This window comes from Pseudomonas sp. ML96, from assembly GCF_000761545.1.
GTDB lineage: Bacteria > Pseudomonadota > Gammaproteobacteria > Pseudomonadales > Pseudomonadaceae > Aquipseudomonas.
In genome coordinates this window covers 129,766-144,861 of sequence record NZ_JPMY01000009.1, presented here as the reverse complement: position 1 = coordinate 144,861, position 15,096 = coordinate 129,766, and the positions used below count along the sequence as shown (strand labels likewise).

Below are 15,096 nucleotides of genomic sequence, written 5' to 3'. Positions count from 1 at the left end.
CGGATCGCTGAGCCATGGAAAACAACCAGCCGATACTGGTCAAACGGGTCAAGAAGATCGCCGGCGGTCACCACGGTGGTGCCTGGAAGATCGCCTTCGCCGACTTTGCTACTGCCATGATGGCTTTCTTCATGGTGATGTGGCTGATGTCCTCGGCGACCCCGGAGCAGAAGAAGGCGATTTCCGGCTACTTCCAGGACCCGATCGGTTTCACCGAGAGTGCCAGTCCCTACGTCATCGACCTCGGTGGTACGCCGACGCCGGCGCCGGACCGCACCCTCAACCCCGAACTGAAGGATGCGCCGGATTCGGCCGAGGCAGCGGTCGATGCGAAGAGCGACCAGGCCGAGAGCGACTCCGAAAAGATCAACGAGAACATGGCCGAGAAGCTCGCCGAGCAGGTCGAGCGTGAGCGCCTGGAGCTGCTGCTGCAGGAGCTGCAGACCAAGGTCGACGAGGACCCCGAGCTGCAGAAGTTCAAGGACCAGATCCTCTTCGAGATCACTCAGGACGGACTGCGCATCCAGATCATGGATGCCGAGAACCGGCCCATGTTCGACCTCGGCAGCGCGCGGCTGCAACCGTACTTCGAGGACATCCTGCTGATCCTCGCCGAGACCATCAAGGCGGTGCCGAACAAGATCAGCGTCAGCGGCCATACCGATGCCAAGCCGTTCGCCGGCGCCGGTGATTTCGGCAACTGGGAGCTGTCGGCCAACCGTGCCAACGCCGCGCGGCGGGCGCTGGTCGCCGGTGGCTATCCGGACGAGAAGGTGGCGCGGGTGGTCGGCTACGCCTCCTCGGCGCTGTTCGATCGCAAGGATCCGTTCAATCCGGTGAACCGGCGCATCGACATCATCGTGCTGACCAAGAAGGCCCAGCGCGCGATCGAGGGCGAGCAGGACGGCGACGGCACGGCCGAATCCGCCGAGGCTCCGGCGCCGACCGAGGCGGTCGCGCCTGGCTCTTCCGCGCCGGACGACCCGGCGCAGGCCGAGGAACTGCGCCAGCGCCTGAACATCTTCGAGGACGGCGCGCTGCAGTTCGACCAGCCGCAGGAATAAAGCAAGAGGCCGCGATCATCGCGGCCTCTTCGTTTCAGCGCTTCAATCAATATTCGGGTTCGGGCAGGCTGGCCAGGATGTGCCGGTAGCTGGCCATGCGTTGCGGCTGAATGCGGCCGTCCTCCAGGGCCTGGAGCAGGGCGCAGCCGGGCTCGCGGTCGTGCTTGCAGTCGCGGAAGCGGCAGGTGCCGAGCAGGTCGCGGAACTCGATGAAGCCGGCTTCGACGTCATCCCGGCTGACATGCACCAGGCCGAACTCGCGGATGCCGGGCGAGTCGATCAGCTCGCCGCCGCCGGGGAAGTGGAACAGCCGCGCCGTGGTGGTGGTGTGGGTACCCTTGCCGGTGACCTCGGACAGATCGCCGACGCGGGTGTCCACGCCTGGCAGCAGGCTGTTGACCAGCGACGACTTGCCCACGCCGGACTGGCCGACGAACACGCTGACGTGTCCGTCCAGCTTGGTCTGCAGCAGTTCCATGCCGCCGCCCTGGTGCGCCGATACTTCCAGCATCTCGTAACCGAGCTGGCGGTAGGTGGTCAGCAGGTTGTCCACATGGGTGCCGTTTTCCTCATCCAGCAGGTCGGCCTTGTTCAGCAGCAGCAGCGGACGGATGCCAGCGTGCTCAGCGGCGATCAGGTAACGGTCGATCAGGTTGGCGTGCGGGTGCGGCAGCGGGGCGAAGACGATGACGATCTGGTCGACGTTGGCCGCCACCGGCTTGAGCAGGCCACGCATGTCCGGGCGGCACAGCTCGGTGCTGCGCGGCAGTTGCGCGACGATCACTCCGTGGCCCTGGTTGCCGGAGCGCCACACCACCTTGTCGCCGGTGACCAGCGCCGGCAGGTTGGCACGCAGATGGCAGCGCTGAACCTGACCAGCCAGCTCGCCTTCCAGGGCCTCGACCTCGACCTGCACACCGAAGTGGGCGATCACCAGGCCGGTCTGCTCCGGGCCCAGGTCGCCGCCTTCCAGCTCGTCGAGCAGGCGCGATTCGCGCTTGGCCGCGCGGGCGGCGCGCTCTTCCTGGACTTTTTCGATGCGCCAGTTCTGGCGGCGGGTCAGTTGGCGTTTGGCCATGGCCTTTCCGATGAATAAGAAAACGGCGGCGAGTTTAGCACGGGCTCCGACTGGCCCCGGCCTCGGCCTGCTGGTACAACAGGCGCCATGCTCGAACTCCTGCGCTCCCGCTATCCCGCCGTCCTGGCTCTGCTGGCTCAACTGCTGGCCGTGCTGGTCGTTGTCCTGTCGCTGTTCGCTGCGCTGCGGCTGGTTGGCTGGCGGCCGACCCTGTGGCAGGCGGCGCTGACCCAGGGCGTGCTGGCCGCCGGTCTGGGCCACTGGCTGGGACTGCGCAGTTGGTGGCTGGTGCTGAATCTGGCCTTTGTCCCTGGCTTGCTGGCGCTGCAGAGTCGCGAGTGGCCGGCCTGGTGGTTCTTCGCGGCCTTCGTCCTGCTGCTGCTGGTCAACTGGAACAGTTTCCGCGAGCGGGTGCCGCTGTACCTCAGTGGCGCGCGCACTCGCCAGCTTCTGAGCGAGCGTCTGGCGGGGCAGTCGGCGGATTTCCGTTTCGTCGACCTGGGCTGTGGCCTGGGCGGCACCCTGGTGCAGCTGGCGCGCGATTATCCGCAGGCGCGCCTGAACGGGGTGGAGACCGCGCCGCTGGTGTTCCTGCTGGCCTGGCTGCGTTGCCTGCCGTATCGCAATTGCCGGGTGCGCTATCGCAGCCTGTGGCAGGAAGATCTGTCCGGCTATGACGCCGTGTATTGCTTCCTCTCGCCAGCGCCGATGGCTGAACTGTGGGCCAAGGCACGCCGGGAAATGCGCCCCGGCGCCCTGCTGATCAGCAACAGCTTCGAGATTCCGGGCGTGGCGCCCGGTGAGATCATCGAACTGAATGATTGGCGCGATTCACGGCTGCTGCTCTGGCACCTGTGAGCGGCTAAACTGGCGCCATTCTAGAAGGAGCCGAACTCATGTCGCAGAACCCCAACAACCTGATCTGGATCGACCTGGAAATGACCGGGCTGGAGCCGGAGCAGGACGTGATCATCGAGATCGCCACCATCGTCACCGATAGCGACCTCAACGTGCTGGCCGAGGGACCGGTGATCGCCGTGCACCAGAGCGATGTGACGCTGGCCGGCATGGACGAGTGGAACACCCGCACCCACGGCGACAGCGGCCTGACCCAGCGCGTGCGTGACAGCAAGATCGACACCGCCGCCGCCGAGGCGCAGACCATCGCCTTCCTCGAACAGTGGGTGCCGAAGGGCAAGTCGCCGATCTGCGGCAACAGCATCGGCCAGGATCGACGCTTCCTGTACAAGTACATGCCAGCGCTGGAGGCCTACTTCCACTACCGCTACCTGGATGTGTCGACCTTGAAGATCCTCGCCGGCATGTGGGCGCCGCAGGTCAAGGACTCGTTCCAGAAGCAGGGCACCCACCAGGCGCTGGACGATATCCGCGAGTCCATCGCCGAGCTCAAACACTACCGTCAGCACTTCCTCAAGGTCTGACCTAGAGACGAAAAGGCCCGCCTAGTGCGGGCCTTTTTCATGGTGGCGGCTCAATGCCCAGGCCACGTGCTCGCGCACCAGCTCCGAGGGGTAGTCGCGGCGTGCCTCCAGTGCCTGCAGTACCGGGATGGTCGAAGGCGCGTTACCCAGACCCACGGCCAGGTTGCGCAGCCAGCGCTCATAGCCGGCGCGGCGCAGCGGCGAGCCTTCGGTACGGCTGAGGAATTCCTCTTCGCTCCACAGGAACAACTCGGCCAGGCCGCCGCTGTCCAGGCCATGGCGCGGCTGGAAGTCGCCCTGTTCGGTGGGGCGGGCGAAGCGGTTCCACGGACAGACGATCTGGCAGTCGTCGCAGCCGAACACGCGGTTGCCGATCGGCGCGCGCAGCTCCTCGGGGATCGGACCCTTGAGCTCAATGGTGAGATACGAGATGCAGCGCCGTGCGTCCAGCACATAGGGGCCGACAAAGGCCGCAGTCGGGCAGATGTCCAGACAAGCGCTGCAGCGCCCGCAGTGTTCGGTTGCGTGCGGCTCATCAATCGGCAGCGGAATGTCGACGAACAGCTCGCCGAGGAAGAACCAGCTGCCGGCCTTGCGGTTGAGCACCAGGGTGTTCTTGCCGATCCAGCCGAGCCCGGCCTTCTCGGCGATGGCCTTCTCCAGCACTGGCGCGCTGTCGACGAAGGCGCGGTAGCCGAACGGGCCGATGGCCGCCTGCACGCGCTCGGCCAGCTGCTGCAGGCGCTTGCGCACCAGCTTGTGGTAGTCGCGGCCCAGGGCGTAGCGCGACACGTAGGCGCTTTCCGGCTCGGCCAGGCGCTGGGCCATCTGCGTGTCGCCGGGCAGGTAGTCCATGCGCAGCGACACCACCCGCAGGGTGCCGGGCACCAGTTCGTCCGGGTGCGAGCGCTTGCTGCCATGGGCGGCCATGTAGTCCATCTCGCCCTGGTAGCCGGCGTCCAGCCAGCGCTGCAGATGCTGCTCGTGCTCGCCCAGTTCGACGTCGGTGATGCCCACCTGCTGGAAGCCCAGCTCGCGGCCCCAGTCCTTGATGGACTGCGCCAGTTGAGCGAGATCGGGGCGGGAATCGGGCATGGCGGGGCGGCGGGGCAGGGGAGATGGGTATAATTCTGCCAGACCTCACCCGAATCGCCGAACCATGTCTGCCAATCACGCCTTGCCCCTCCCTCTATACAGTGCCGCCCAGGTGCGCGAACTGGATGCCCGCCTGATCTCTGCCGGCACGCTCGGCCTCGAGCTGATGCAGCGCGCTGCCCATGCCGCCTGGCGCGCCCTGCGCCGACGTTGGCCGCAGGCGGGAGAGATCACGGTACTGGCCGGCGCCGGCAACAATGCCGGTGATGGTTATCTGATCGCCGAGTTGGCGCACAAGGCTGGCTGGACCGTGCGCGTGCTAGCGGTCGGCGCCCCGGAAAAGCTGTTGGACGATGCCGCCACGGCCCATACCGCGGCACTGGCGGCGGGAGTGACTATCGAGGCCTGGGTCGAGGCGGCCGAATTGCGCGGCGTGCTGGTCGACGCGCTGCTTGGTACCGGACTCCAGGGCCCGCTGCGTCCTGCCTATGCCGCCGCCGTCGAGGCGATCAATGCCTCCGGCCTGCCGGTGCTGGCGGTGGATATTCCCACCGGGCTGAATGCCGACACCGGCTGTGTCACCGAATTGGCGGTGCGCGCCGATCTGACCGTGAGTTTTATCGGCCTGAAGCTCGGCCTGTTCGGTGGCGATGCGCCGGACTGGGTCGGCGAGCTAGTGTTCGATGACCTGCAGGCCGATCCGGCGCTGGTTGCCCAGCAGCCGTACCGGGCCCTGCGCCTGGCTGGCAGCGCCCTGCCACAGCTGGCGCCGCGTGCGCGTACCGCACATAAGGGCAGCTTCGGCCATGTGCTGGTGATCGGTGGCGACCGTGGTTTCGGTGGCGCCGCCTTGCTCAGCGCCGAGAGCGCGCTGCGCGCCGGCTCTGGGCTGGTCTCGTTGGCGACCCGTCCCGAGCATCTGCCTGCCAGCCTGGCGCGTCTGCCGGAAGTGATGTGCCAGCCCACCGAATCCACCTACCAGCTGCCCAGCCTGTGCGAGCGCGCCGACGTGCTGGTGATCGGTCCCGGCCTCGGTCAGCAGGCCTGGGGTCGCAGCCTGCTCAGCGCTGCAGCCGCCAGCCTGCGCCCGCAGGTGTGGGACGCCGATGCACTCAATCTGCTGGCGACGGGGAGCGTCGCCTTGCCGGGCGATAGCGTAATCACCCCGCATCCCGGCGAGGCCGCGCGCCTGCTCGGTATCGCTACCGCCGAGGTGCAGGCCGATCGTCCAGCGGCGGCTCTGGCGCTGGCGCAGAAGTACCAGGCGGTGGTGGTGCTCAAGGGCGCCGGCAGCCTGGTGGCCGCACCTGATGGTCGCCTGTTGCTGTGTGATCTCGGCCATCCGGCCATGGCCACCGCCGGGCTTGGTGATGTGCTTGCCGGCCTGATCGGCGCCCTGCGCGCCCAGGGCCTGGATGCCTACTCGGCTGCGGCCCTGGGGGTGTGGCTGCATGCCGGCGCCGGTCAGCGCCAGGGCGAGCTGGGCCGCGGGCTGGCGGCCAGCGATCTGATTCCGACCATTCGTCAGCTGTTACAGGAGCATGCGCCGTGCTTGAAATAACCCTCTATGCCGAAGGCGAGGACGCCATGTACGAGCTGGGTGCGCGCATCGCCCAGGCGACCGGCGGTCGTGGGGTGATCTACCTGCACGGCGATCTGGGCGCCGGCAAGACCACGCTGTCGCGCGGCATCTTGCGTGGACTGGGGCATGCCGGTGCGGTGAAGAGTCCGACCTTCACCCTGGTCGAGCCCTATGAGCTGGGGGAGGTGCGCGTGTTCCATTTCGACCTGTACCGCCTGGCCGACCCGGAGGAGCTGGAGTTCCTCGGTATCCGTGACTATTTCGAAGGCGACGCCCTGTGCCTGATCGAGTGGCCGCAGCGCGGCGCCGGCGTTTTGCCAAAGGCGGACCTGGACATTACCATTAGCCCGCAAGGAGTCGGCCGCGCGCTGCAGTTGCAGCCACATGGTGCGCGGGCCGAGGCGTGGTGTGCTGCCTTATAAGAGTTTAAGAAAGAAGATGGGGAAGGCTATGCGCATGCGGGCACTGTTGGGTGCTGTGGGGCTGATGTTGGCGACCGTGGGCGCCGACGTGATGGCCGCCGCCACCGAAATCCGCAGCGTGCGTCTGTGGCGTGCTCCGGATAACACCCGCCTGGTCTTCGACCTGTCCGGTCCGGTGCAGCACAGCGTGTTCACCCTGGCCGCGCCCAATCGCATCGTCATCGACGTCAATGGTGCCCAGCTGTCCACCAAGCTGGATCAACTGTCGCTGAACAACACCCCGATCACCGGTGTGCGCGCAGCGCAGCGCTCGCCCACCGACCTGCGCCTGGTCCTCGACCTGTCCGCCGTGGTTACTCCCAAGAGCTTCACCCTGGCGCCCAACCAGCAGTACGGCCACCGCCTGGTTGTCGATCTGTTCGACCAGGAGGCCGGTGCGCCGAGCACGCCGCAGGCTCCGCAAGTCACCCAGGCGCCTGCCGTCGCTACCGCGCCAGTGCCAGTAGTCACCGCCCCCGGCACCGCGCCGGCCAAGCTACCGCCGGTGCCGGGCGGCAAGCGTGACATCGTGGTCGCCATCGACGCCGGCCACGGCGGCGAGGACCCGGGTGCCCTCGGTCCAGGTCGCAAGATATTCGAGAAGAACGTGACCCTGGCCATCGCCAAGGAACTGCAGCGCCAGATCAACGCCGAGAAGGGCTTCCGCGGCGAGCTGGTGCGTACCGGCGACTACTTCATCCCGCTGCGCAAGCGCACCGAGATCGCCCGCAAGAAGGGCGCCGACCTGTTCGTCTCCATTCACGCCGACGCCGCGCCGCGCGCGGCCGCCTTCGGCGCTTCGGTGTACGCCCTGTCCGAGCGTGGCGCGACCTCCGAGACCGCGCGCTGGCTGGCCGATGCCGAGAACCAGTCCGACCTGATCGGCGGTGCCGGCAACGTCAGCCTGGATGACAAGGACCGCATGCTTGCCGGCGTGCTGCTCGACCTGTCGATGACTGCCTCGCTGTCGTCCAGCCTTAACGTCGGGCAGAAAGTGCTGAGCAACATGGGCCACATCACTCCGCTGCACAAACGCCGGGTCGAGCAGGCCGGCTTCATGGTGCTGAAGTCGCCGGACATCCCGTCGATCCTGGTCGAGACCGGCTTCATCTCCAACCCCAACGAGGCGCAGAAGCTGTCGACCCTCGGCCACCAGCAGGCCCTGGCGCGTTCGATCACCTCCGGCGTGCGCCAATTCTTCCAGCAGAATCCGCCGCCCGGCACCTACATCGCCATGCTGCGCGACTCCGGCAAGATCGCCGCCGGCCCGCGCGAGCACGTGGTCACCTCCGGTGAGAGCCTGGCGCTGATCGCCCAGCGCTACCAGGTCAGTCTGTCGGCCCTGCGCAGCGCCAACTCGCTGAGGAGTGACACCATCAAGGTCGGCCAGACCCTGAGCATTCCGGCCACCGCCCTGGCGGCGCAGCCATGAGCGAGGCGCGTCGCATCCAGCTGCTGAGCCCGCGGCTGGCCAACCAGATTGCCGCCGGTGAGGTGGTCGAACGCCCGGCCTCGGTGGCCAAGGAGTTGCTGGAGAACAGCCTGGACGCCGGCGCCCGCCGTGTGGACGTCGAGGTCGAGCAGGGCGGCATCAAGCTGCTGCGCATCCGCGACGACGGTGGTGGCATTCCGGCCGACGATCTGCCGCTGGCCTTGGCCCGCCACGCCACCAGCAAGATTCGCGAGCTGGAAGACCTGGAGGCAGTGGCTAGTCTCGGTTTCCGTGGCGAGGCGCTGGCCTCGATCAGCTCCGTCGCCCGCTTGACCATGACCTCGCGCACCGCCGATGCCGAACAGGCCTGGCAGGTGGAGACCGAAGGCCGCGACATGGAGGCGCGGGTGCAGCCCGCGGCGCATCCGGTCGGCACCTCGGTGGAAGTACGCGACCTGTTCTTCAATACCCCGGCGCGCCGCAAGTTCCTGCGCGCCGAGAAGACCGAATTCGATCATCTGCAGGAAGTCATCAAGCGCCTGGCCCTGGCCCGCTTCGATGTGGCTTTCCATCTGCGCCACAACGGCAAGACGGTGTTCGCCCTGCATGAGGCGCCGGACGAGATCAGTCGTGCCCGTCGCGTGGCCAGCGTCTGTGGCCCGGCCTTCCTCGAGCAGGCCCTACCGATCGAGGTGGAGCGCAGCGGCCTGCGCCTGTGGGGCTGGGTCGGCCTACCGACCTTCTCGCGCAGCCAGGCGGACCTGCAGTATTTCTACGTCAACGGCCGCATGGTGCGTGACAAACTGGTCGCCCACGCGGTGCGCCAGGCCTACCGCGACGTGCTGTTCAACGGTCGTCATCCGACCTTCGTGCTATTCCTCGAGATCGATCCGGGCGTGGTCGACGTCAACGTGCACCCGACTAAGCACGAAGTACGTTTCCGCGACAGCCGTATGGTCCACGACTTCCTCTATGGCACCCTGCACCGGGCGCTCGGTGAGGTGCGGCCGGAGGATCAGCTGGCGGCGCCGGCGGCGGTCAACCAGATCGTGCGTCCGAGCGGCCAGGCCGCTGGCGAGTTCGGCCCGCAAGGTGAGATCGGCCTGGCGGCGACTGTGCTGGAGCGTCCGCTGGCCGAGCCTTCCTCCGTATGGCGCTCCCCAGGGGCCGGTTACCAGGCGCCCCAGCCGCAGGCCGCCTTCCCCCAGGCCGAGGCGCAGGGTGCCTATCGCGAGTATTTCGCACCGCTGCCGGAGCAACCTGCCGCGCTACCGCAGACCCAGGGCGATATCCCGCCGCTGGGTTACGCCCTGGCCCAGCTCAAGGGCGTGTATATCCTTGCCGAGAATGCCCAGGGCATGGTGCTGGTTGATATGCACGCGGCCCACGAGCGGATTACCTACGAGCGGCTGAAGACCGCCATGGCCAGCGAGGGCCTGCGCGGCCAGCCATTGCTGGTGCCCGAGACCATCGCCCTGAGCCAGCGCGAGGCCGATTGCGCCGAAGAGCACGCGCAGTGGTTCCAGCGCCTGGGCTTCGAGCTGCAGCGCCTGGGCGAGGAGAGCCTGGCAATCCGCCAGATTCCGGCCCTGCTCAAGCAAGCCGAGGCCACTCAGTTGGTGCGCGACGTGCTTGCCGACCTGCTGGAGTACGGCACCAGTGACCGTATCCAGGCTCATCTCAACGAGCTGCTGGCGACCATGGCCTGCCATGGCGCGGTGCGCGCCAATCGCCGCCTGACCCTGCCGGAAATGAACGGCCTGCTGCGCGACATGGAAAGCACCGAGCGCAGTGGCCAGTGCAACCATGGACGGCCGACCTGGACCCAGCTTGGCATGGACGATCTCGACAAGCTGTTCCTGCGCGGACGCTGAGGTCGCGATTCCATCATGAGCGAGCGCCTGCCTCCTGCCATCTTCCTGATGGGGCCCACGGCTTCCGGCAAGACCGACCTGGCTCTGGCCCTGGCCGATGCCTTGCCTTGCGAGCTGATCAGTGTCGATTCGGCGCTGATCTACCGCGACATGGATATCGGCACGGCCAAGCCCGACAAGGCCACTCTGGCGCGCTATCCGCATCGCCTGGTGGATATCCGCGACCCGGCCGAGAGCTATTCGGCGGCGGAATTCCGTGCCGATGCCCTGGCTGCCATGGCCGAGATCACCGCGCGCGGGCGTATTCCGCTGCTGGTCGGCGGCACCATGCTTTATTACAAGGCATTGCTGGAGGGGCTGGCAGACATGCCCAGCGCCGATCCGGCGGTACGTGCCGAGCTGGAGACCTGGGCTGCGGCGGAGGGCTGGGAGGCGCTGCATCGCGAGCTGGCGCGCATCGATCCTGAGTCGGCGGCGCGCATTCATCCCAACGATCCGCAACGGCTGACCCGGGCGCTCGAGGTGCACCGTGTCAGCGGTCTCAGCATGACCGAGCACCGCAAGCGCCAGACGGCTCAAAATAGCGGCTCGGAGGCGCCTGGGGCGGGGCATTTGCCTTATACTGTGGCGCAATTTGCCATTGCCCCCGAGCAGCGCCAGGTCTTGCACGAGCGGATCGCCCGCCGATTTCACCTGATGTTGGAACAGGGCTTTGTCGAAGAGGTCGAAGCGTTGCGCCTGCGGGGTGACCTGCATGCGGGGCTGCCATCGATCCGCGCGGTGGGCTATCGCCAGGTATGGGATTACCTGGAAGGTGGTCTGAGTCGCGAGGAAATGGCGGAGCGCGGCATTATCGCCACGCGCCAGCTCGCCAAACGCCAGTTCACCTGGCTGCGCAGCTGGGAAAAGCTGCACTGGCTGGATAGCCTGGCTGGTGACAATCTATCTCGTGCCTTGAAATACCTGGAGGCGGTCTCCATATTGTGATGAGACCCGCCTATTCGCCGTCTATCCTTGCTTGAAAGGTTGTTACGGCATAAAGCCATATTGGCGTTACTACTATTTGACCCTGAAGGAGTGCGGCACATGTCAAAAGGGCATTCGCTACAAGACCCTTACCTGAATACCCTGCGTAAGGAACGCGTACCGGTTTCCATCTATCTGGTTAACGGTATCAAGCTGCAAGGACAGATCGAATCCTTCGACCAGTTCGTGATTCTGCTGAAGAACACTGTCAGCCAGATGGTCTACAAACACGCTATTTCCACAGTGGTGCCGAGCCGCCCAGTGCGCCTGCCGAGTGCGACCGAAGGCGAACAGGTCGAGCCGGGCAACGCCTGATAGGAGCCTGACTTGTTCTTCGAGCGTCACGGCGGCGGTGAGCGGGCAATTCTCGTTCACCTGGAAGGCAGTAACCCCGAGGCGGCCGAAGATCCGCAGGAATTCCAGGATCTGGCCCTGTCGGCCGGTGCGGACATGGTGGCTCTGGTCACCGTGTCGCGCCACATGCCCACGGCCAAGTTCCTGATCGGCAGTGGCAAGGTCGAGGAATTGCGCGACCTGGTCAAGGAGTCCGAGGCCGAGCTGGTCATCTTCAATCACACCCTCACACCCAGTCAGGAACGTAACCTCGAGCGTGTCTTCGAGTGTCGCGTGCTGGATCGCACCGGTCTGATTCTGGATATCTTCGCCCAGCGCGCCCGTACCCACGAGGGTAAGCTGCAGGTCGAACTGGCTCAGCTGGATCACATGAGCACGCGCCTGGTGCGCGGCTGGACCCACTTGGAGCGGCAGAAGGGCGGTATTGGCCTGCGCGGTCCGGGTGAAACCCAGCTGGAAACCGACCGCCGCCTGCTGCGTGTGCGTATCCGCCAGATCAAACAGAAGCTGGAGAAGGTGCGCAGCCAGCGCGAGCAGGCTCGTCGAGGCCGCCGCCGCGCCGATATCCCCTCGGTTTCACTGGTTGGCTACACCAACGCCGGCAAATCCACCCTGTTCAATGCCCTGACCACCTCCGAGGTCTATGCGGCCGATCAGCTGTTCGCCACTCTCGACCCGACCCTGCGCCGTCTGGAGCTGGATGACTTGGGTCCGGTGGTGCTGGCCGACACGGTGGGCTTCATTCGTCACCTGCCGCACAAGCTGGTGGAGGCCTTCCGCGCCACGCTGGAAGAGTCGAGCAACTCCGACCTGCTGCTGCACGTGATCGATTCTCACGAGCCCGAGCGCGACCAGCAGATCGAACAGGTCCTGGCGGTGCTCGGCGAGATCGGTGCCAACGAGCTGCCTATGCTCGAGGTGTACAACAAGATCGATCTGGTCGATGGCGTCGAACCGCAGATTCAGCGCGATGGCGACGGCAAGCCCGAGCGGGTATGGCTGTCCGCGCGTGACGGCAAGGGCCTGGAGCTGTTGCGTCAGGCGGTCGCCGAACTACTCGGCGAGGATCTGTTCGTCGGTACCCTGCGTCTACCGCAGCGCCTCGGGCGCCTGCGTGCACAGTTCTTTGCGCTCAACGCGGTACAAAGCGAGGCGCACGATGAAGTCGGGGATACCCTGCTAGCCATTCGCCTGCCGCGCGCCGAGCTCAATCGGCTGGTCAGCCGCGAGGGTCTGGTGCCGCAGGACTTTCTGGCGCAACACACTTTGCAATAAAGCCTGAGTCGTGCTTTTTGCGGCGGCTCGGGGGCTTTCGGTAGCATGGGCGGCGCGCCGTGGGCGCGTCTTTGCTTTATCTGATGGAGAGCGCTATGGCTTGGAATGAGCCGGGTGGCAACTCGAACAACCAGGACCCCTGGGGCGGCCGCAAAGGCGGTGGACGCCAGGGCCCGCCTGATCTCGACGAAGCCTTCCGCAAGCTGCAGGAGAGCCTGAACGGCATCTTCGGTGGCGGTAAAAAACGTGACGGCGGTAGCCAGGGCGGTGGCTGGGGTTTGCTCGGCATCGGTGTGGCACTGCTGTTCGCCGTCTGGCTGTGGAACGCGATCTATATCGTCGATGCCCAGGAGCAGGCGGTGATCCTGCAGCTCGGCAAGTACGACAGAACCGTCGAGCAGGGCCTGAACATCTATTTCCCGCCGCTCGAGAAGAAGTTCCAGGAGAACGTCACTCGCGAGCGCTCCTTCTCCAAGGAAGGGCAGATGCTCACCGAAGACGAGAACATCGTCGAAGTACCGCTGACCGTGCAGTACAAGATCAGCAACCTCAAGGACTTCGTGCTCAACGTCGATGCTCCTGAGGTCAGCCTGCAGCACGCCACCGAAAGCGCCCTGCGCCATGTCGCCGGTTCCACCTCGATGGACGAGGTGATCACCCTCGGTCGTGAGCAGATGGGCCTGGAAGTCAGCAAGCGCCTGCAGAGCTTCCTCAATGACTACGGCACCGGCATCACCGTCACCCAGGTCAACATCCAGCGCGCCACGGCTCCGGCCGAGGTCAAGGATGCCTTCGACGACGTGATCCGTGCCCGTGAAGATGAGCAGCGCGAGAAGAACCAGGCCGAGACCTACGCCAATGGCGTGGTGCCCGAGGCTCGTGGTCAGGCTCAGCGCATCATCGAAGATGCCAATGGTTACCGCGACGAAGTGGTGGCTCGTGCCCAGGGTGAGGCGGATCGCTTCAGCAAGCTGGTGACCGAGTACCGCAAGGCGCCTGAGGTAACTCGTCAGCGTCTGTATCTGGACACCATGCAGCAGGTCTTCAGCAGCACCAGCAAGGTTCTGGTGACCGGTAAGGAAGGGCAGAACAACCTGCTGTACCTGCCGCTGGACAAGATGATCGACAACCGTGGCGGCGCCAGCAATAACGCGGCGAACATCCCGAGCGCCGCTGGCGACTCCTCCAGCCGCATCATCAACAACGTCGAGCGTGGCGACCTGCGTTCTAGGGAGAGCCGCTGATGAGCAATAAATCGCTGTTTGCCCTGATCGCCGGGGTGATCGTCGCGGTGCTGGCCTGGAACAGCCTGTACATCGTCACTCAGACCGAGAAAGCGGTACTGCTGCGCTTCGGTAAGATCCAGAATCCGGACGTTCAGCCAGGCCTGCACGTGAAGATTCCGATGGTGAACCAGGTGCGCAAGTTCGACGCGCGTCTGCTAACCCTGGAATCGCCGATTCAGCGTGTGCTGACTCTGGAGAAGAAGGCGGTGATGGTCGATGCCTACGCCAAGTGGAAAGTGTCTGACGCCCAGCGTTACTACACCGCCACTTCCGGTATCCGCCAGATCGCCGACGACCGTCTGTCCCAGCGTCTGATCGCTGCACTGGCCAACCAGTTCGGTAACCGCACCCTGCACGAAGTGGTGTCCGGCGAGCGTGATGGGCTGATGGCAGCCATCACCAAGTCGCTCAACACCATGGCGCAGAAGGAGCTGGGCATCGAGGTGGTGGACGTTCGCGTCAAGGCCATCGACCTGCCGAAAGAGGTCTATCGCAGCGTGTTCGATCGCATGAGCTCGGAACGTGAGCGTGAAGCACGCGAGCACCGCGCCAAAGGCCGTGAGCTGGCCGAGGGTATTCGCGCCGACGCCGACCGGCAGAAGCGTGTGATCCTCGCTGAGGCTTATCGCGAGGCCGAGGAAGTACGCGGTGACGGCGACGCCAAGTCGGCCGCCATCTACGCCAAGGCTTACGGCCAGGACGCCGAGTTCTATGCGTTCTACCGCAGCCTGGGTGCCTACCGCGACAGCTTCTCGAGCAAGAGCGATGTGCTGGTGCTGGATCCGGATAGCGAGTTCTTCCGCTATCTGCAGCAGCCCAAGCCCTGATCGAAGCCACCCCGGCGTGGCCGTTCGGCCGCGTCGGGGTGACCTCTGGGGAAAACGTGTTATCATGGGTCAGCCGGGAAAAAGCCCGGCTTTTTTGCGTCTGCGGGAATCATGTGGCAGGAACTGGGCATCGCGTTTTGTCTGATGTTGGTGCTGGAAGGCATCCTGCCCTTCCTCTATCCGCAGCGCTGGCGCGGAGCGATCGCGCAGCTGACACAGCTGCCTGACCGTCAGTTGCGCCTCATGGGGCTGGCCAGCATGCTGCTGGGGACCACCCTCCTGTATCTGCTTCACTGAAGG

General features: G+C 65.6%; 15 protein-coding genes. 13 read left to right on the top strand and 2 right to left on the bottom strand.

Annotation, left to right across the window (positions count from 1 at the left end):
• Positions 1–14 precede the first annotated feature (14 nt).
• Positions 15–1,064, top strand: coding sequence for a flagellar motor protein MotB (gene motB, locus IP89_RS06340; protein WP_043308447.1), 1,050 nt, complete (start codon positions 15–17; stop codon positions 1,062–1,064).
• A 46-nt stretch (positions 1,065–1,110) separates the two neighbouring features.
• Here the strand turns inward: motB and rsgA are convergent, their stop codons facing one another.
• Entirely contained in the window at positions 1,111–2,142 is a 1,032-nt protein-coding gene (rsgA, locus tag IP89_RS06335; RefSeq protein WP_043308446.1) for a small ribosomal subunit biogenesis GTPase RsgA, read from the bottom strand.
• Positions 2,143–2,229: 87 nt separating this feature from the next.
• Between rsgA and IP89_RS06330 the strand changes: the two genes are divergently transcribed.
• Together IP89_RS06330 and orn are read left to right on the top strand one after the other, a co-directional pair.
• Positions 2,230–3,000, top strand: a complete 771-nt coding sequence (locus tag IP89_RS06330) for a class I SAM-dependent methyltransferase (protein WP_043308444.1) — start codon at positions 2,230–2,232, stop codon at positions 2,998–3,000.
• A gap of 38 nt (positions 3,001–3,038) precedes the next feature.
• Positions 3,039–3,584 (top strand): oligoribonuclease, encoded by a 546-nt coding sequence (orn, locus tag IP89_RS06325; protein ID WP_043308442.1) that lies wholly within the window; start codon positions 3,039–3,041, stop codon positions 3,582–3,584.
• Between the two features lie 21 nt (positions 3,585–3,605).
• Here the strand turns inward: orn and queG are convergent, their stop codons facing one another.
• Entirely contained in the window at positions 3,606–4,679 is a 1,074-nt protein-coding gene (gene queG / locus IP89_RS06320) for a tRNA epoxyqueuosine(34) reductase QueG (RefSeq protein ID WP_043308440.1), read from the bottom strand.
• 64 nt (positions 4,680–4,743) lie between these two features.
• Between queG and IP89_RS06315 the strand changes: the two genes are divergently transcribed.
• From IP89_RS06315 to IP89_RS06270, 10 genes are all read left to right on the top strand, one after another.
• A complete protein-coding gene (locus IP89_RS06315) occupies positions 4,744–6,240 on the top strand; it encodes a bifunctional ADP-dependent NAD(P)H-hydrate dehydratase/NAD(P)H-hydrate epimerase (protein ID WP_043308438.1) in 1,497 nt (498 codons plus the stop codon).
• A 26-nt stretch (positions 6,241–6,266) separates the two neighbouring features.
• Positions 6,267–6,683, top strand: a complete 417-nt coding sequence (tsaE, locus tag IP89_RS06310; RefSeq protein WP_371261936.1) for a tRNA (adenosine(37)-N6)-threonylcarbamoyltransferase complex ATPase subunit type 1 TsaE — start codon at positions 6,267–6,269, stop codon at positions 6,681–6,683.
• A 16-nt stretch (positions 6,684–6,699) separates the two neighbouring features.
• On the top strand, positions 6,700–8,154 hold the full coding sequence (locus IP89_RS06305; RefSeq protein WP_218185989.1) for an N-acetylmuramoyl-L-alanine amidase: 1,455 nt from the start codon (positions 6,700–6,702) through the stop codon (positions 8,152–8,154).
• Positions 8,151–10,028 (top strand): DNA mismatch repair endonuclease MutL, encoded by a 1,878-nt coding sequence (gene mutL / locus IP89_RS06300; RefSeq protein ID WP_043308432.1) that lies wholly within the window; start codon positions 8,151–8,153, stop codon positions 10,026–10,028. Before IP89_RS06305 ends, mutL begins: the two co-directional genes overlap by 4 nt.
• 15 nt (positions 10,029–10,043) lie before the next feature.
• Positions 10,044–11,015, top strand: coding sequence for a tRNA (adenosine(37)-N6)-dimethylallyltransferase MiaA (gene miaA / locus IP89_RS06295; protein ID WP_043308430.1), 972 nt, complete (start codon positions 10,044–10,046; stop codon positions 11,013–11,015).
• A 99-nt stretch (positions 11,016–11,114) separates the two neighbouring features.
• Positions 11,115–11,369, top strand: a complete 255-nt coding sequence (gene hfq, locus IP89_RS06290) for an RNA chaperone Hfq (protein WP_021701802.1) — start codon at positions 11,115–11,117, stop codon at positions 11,367–11,369.
• 12 nt (positions 11,370–11,381) lie between these two features.
• Positions 11,382–12,683, top strand: coding sequence for a ribosome rescue GTPase HflX (hflX, locus tag IP89_RS06285; RefSeq protein ID WP_043308428.1), 1,302 nt, complete (start codon positions 11,382–11,384; stop codon positions 12,681–12,683).
• A 95-nt stretch (positions 12,684–12,778) separates the two neighbouring features.
• Positions 12,779–13,927 (top strand): FtsH protease activity modulator HflK, encoded by a 1,149-nt coding sequence (hflK, locus tag IP89_RS06280; protein ID WP_043308426.1) that lies wholly within the window; start codon positions 12,779–12,781, stop codon positions 13,925–13,927.
• Positions 13,927–14,796, top strand: a complete 870-nt coding sequence (hflC, locus tag IP89_RS06275) for a protease modulator HflC (RefSeq protein ID WP_043308425.1) — start codon at positions 13,927–13,929, stop codon at positions 14,794–14,796. Before hflK ends, hflC begins: the two co-directional genes overlap by 1 nt.
• A gap of 111 nt (positions 14,797–14,907) precedes the next feature.
• Complete coding sequence (locus IP89_RS06270; RefSeq protein ID WP_043308424.1) at positions 14,908–15,093, top strand: DUF2065 domain-containing protein; 186 nt, start codon at positions 14,908–14,910, stop codon at positions 15,091–15,093.
• Positions 15,094–15,096 lie beyond the last annotated feature (3 nt).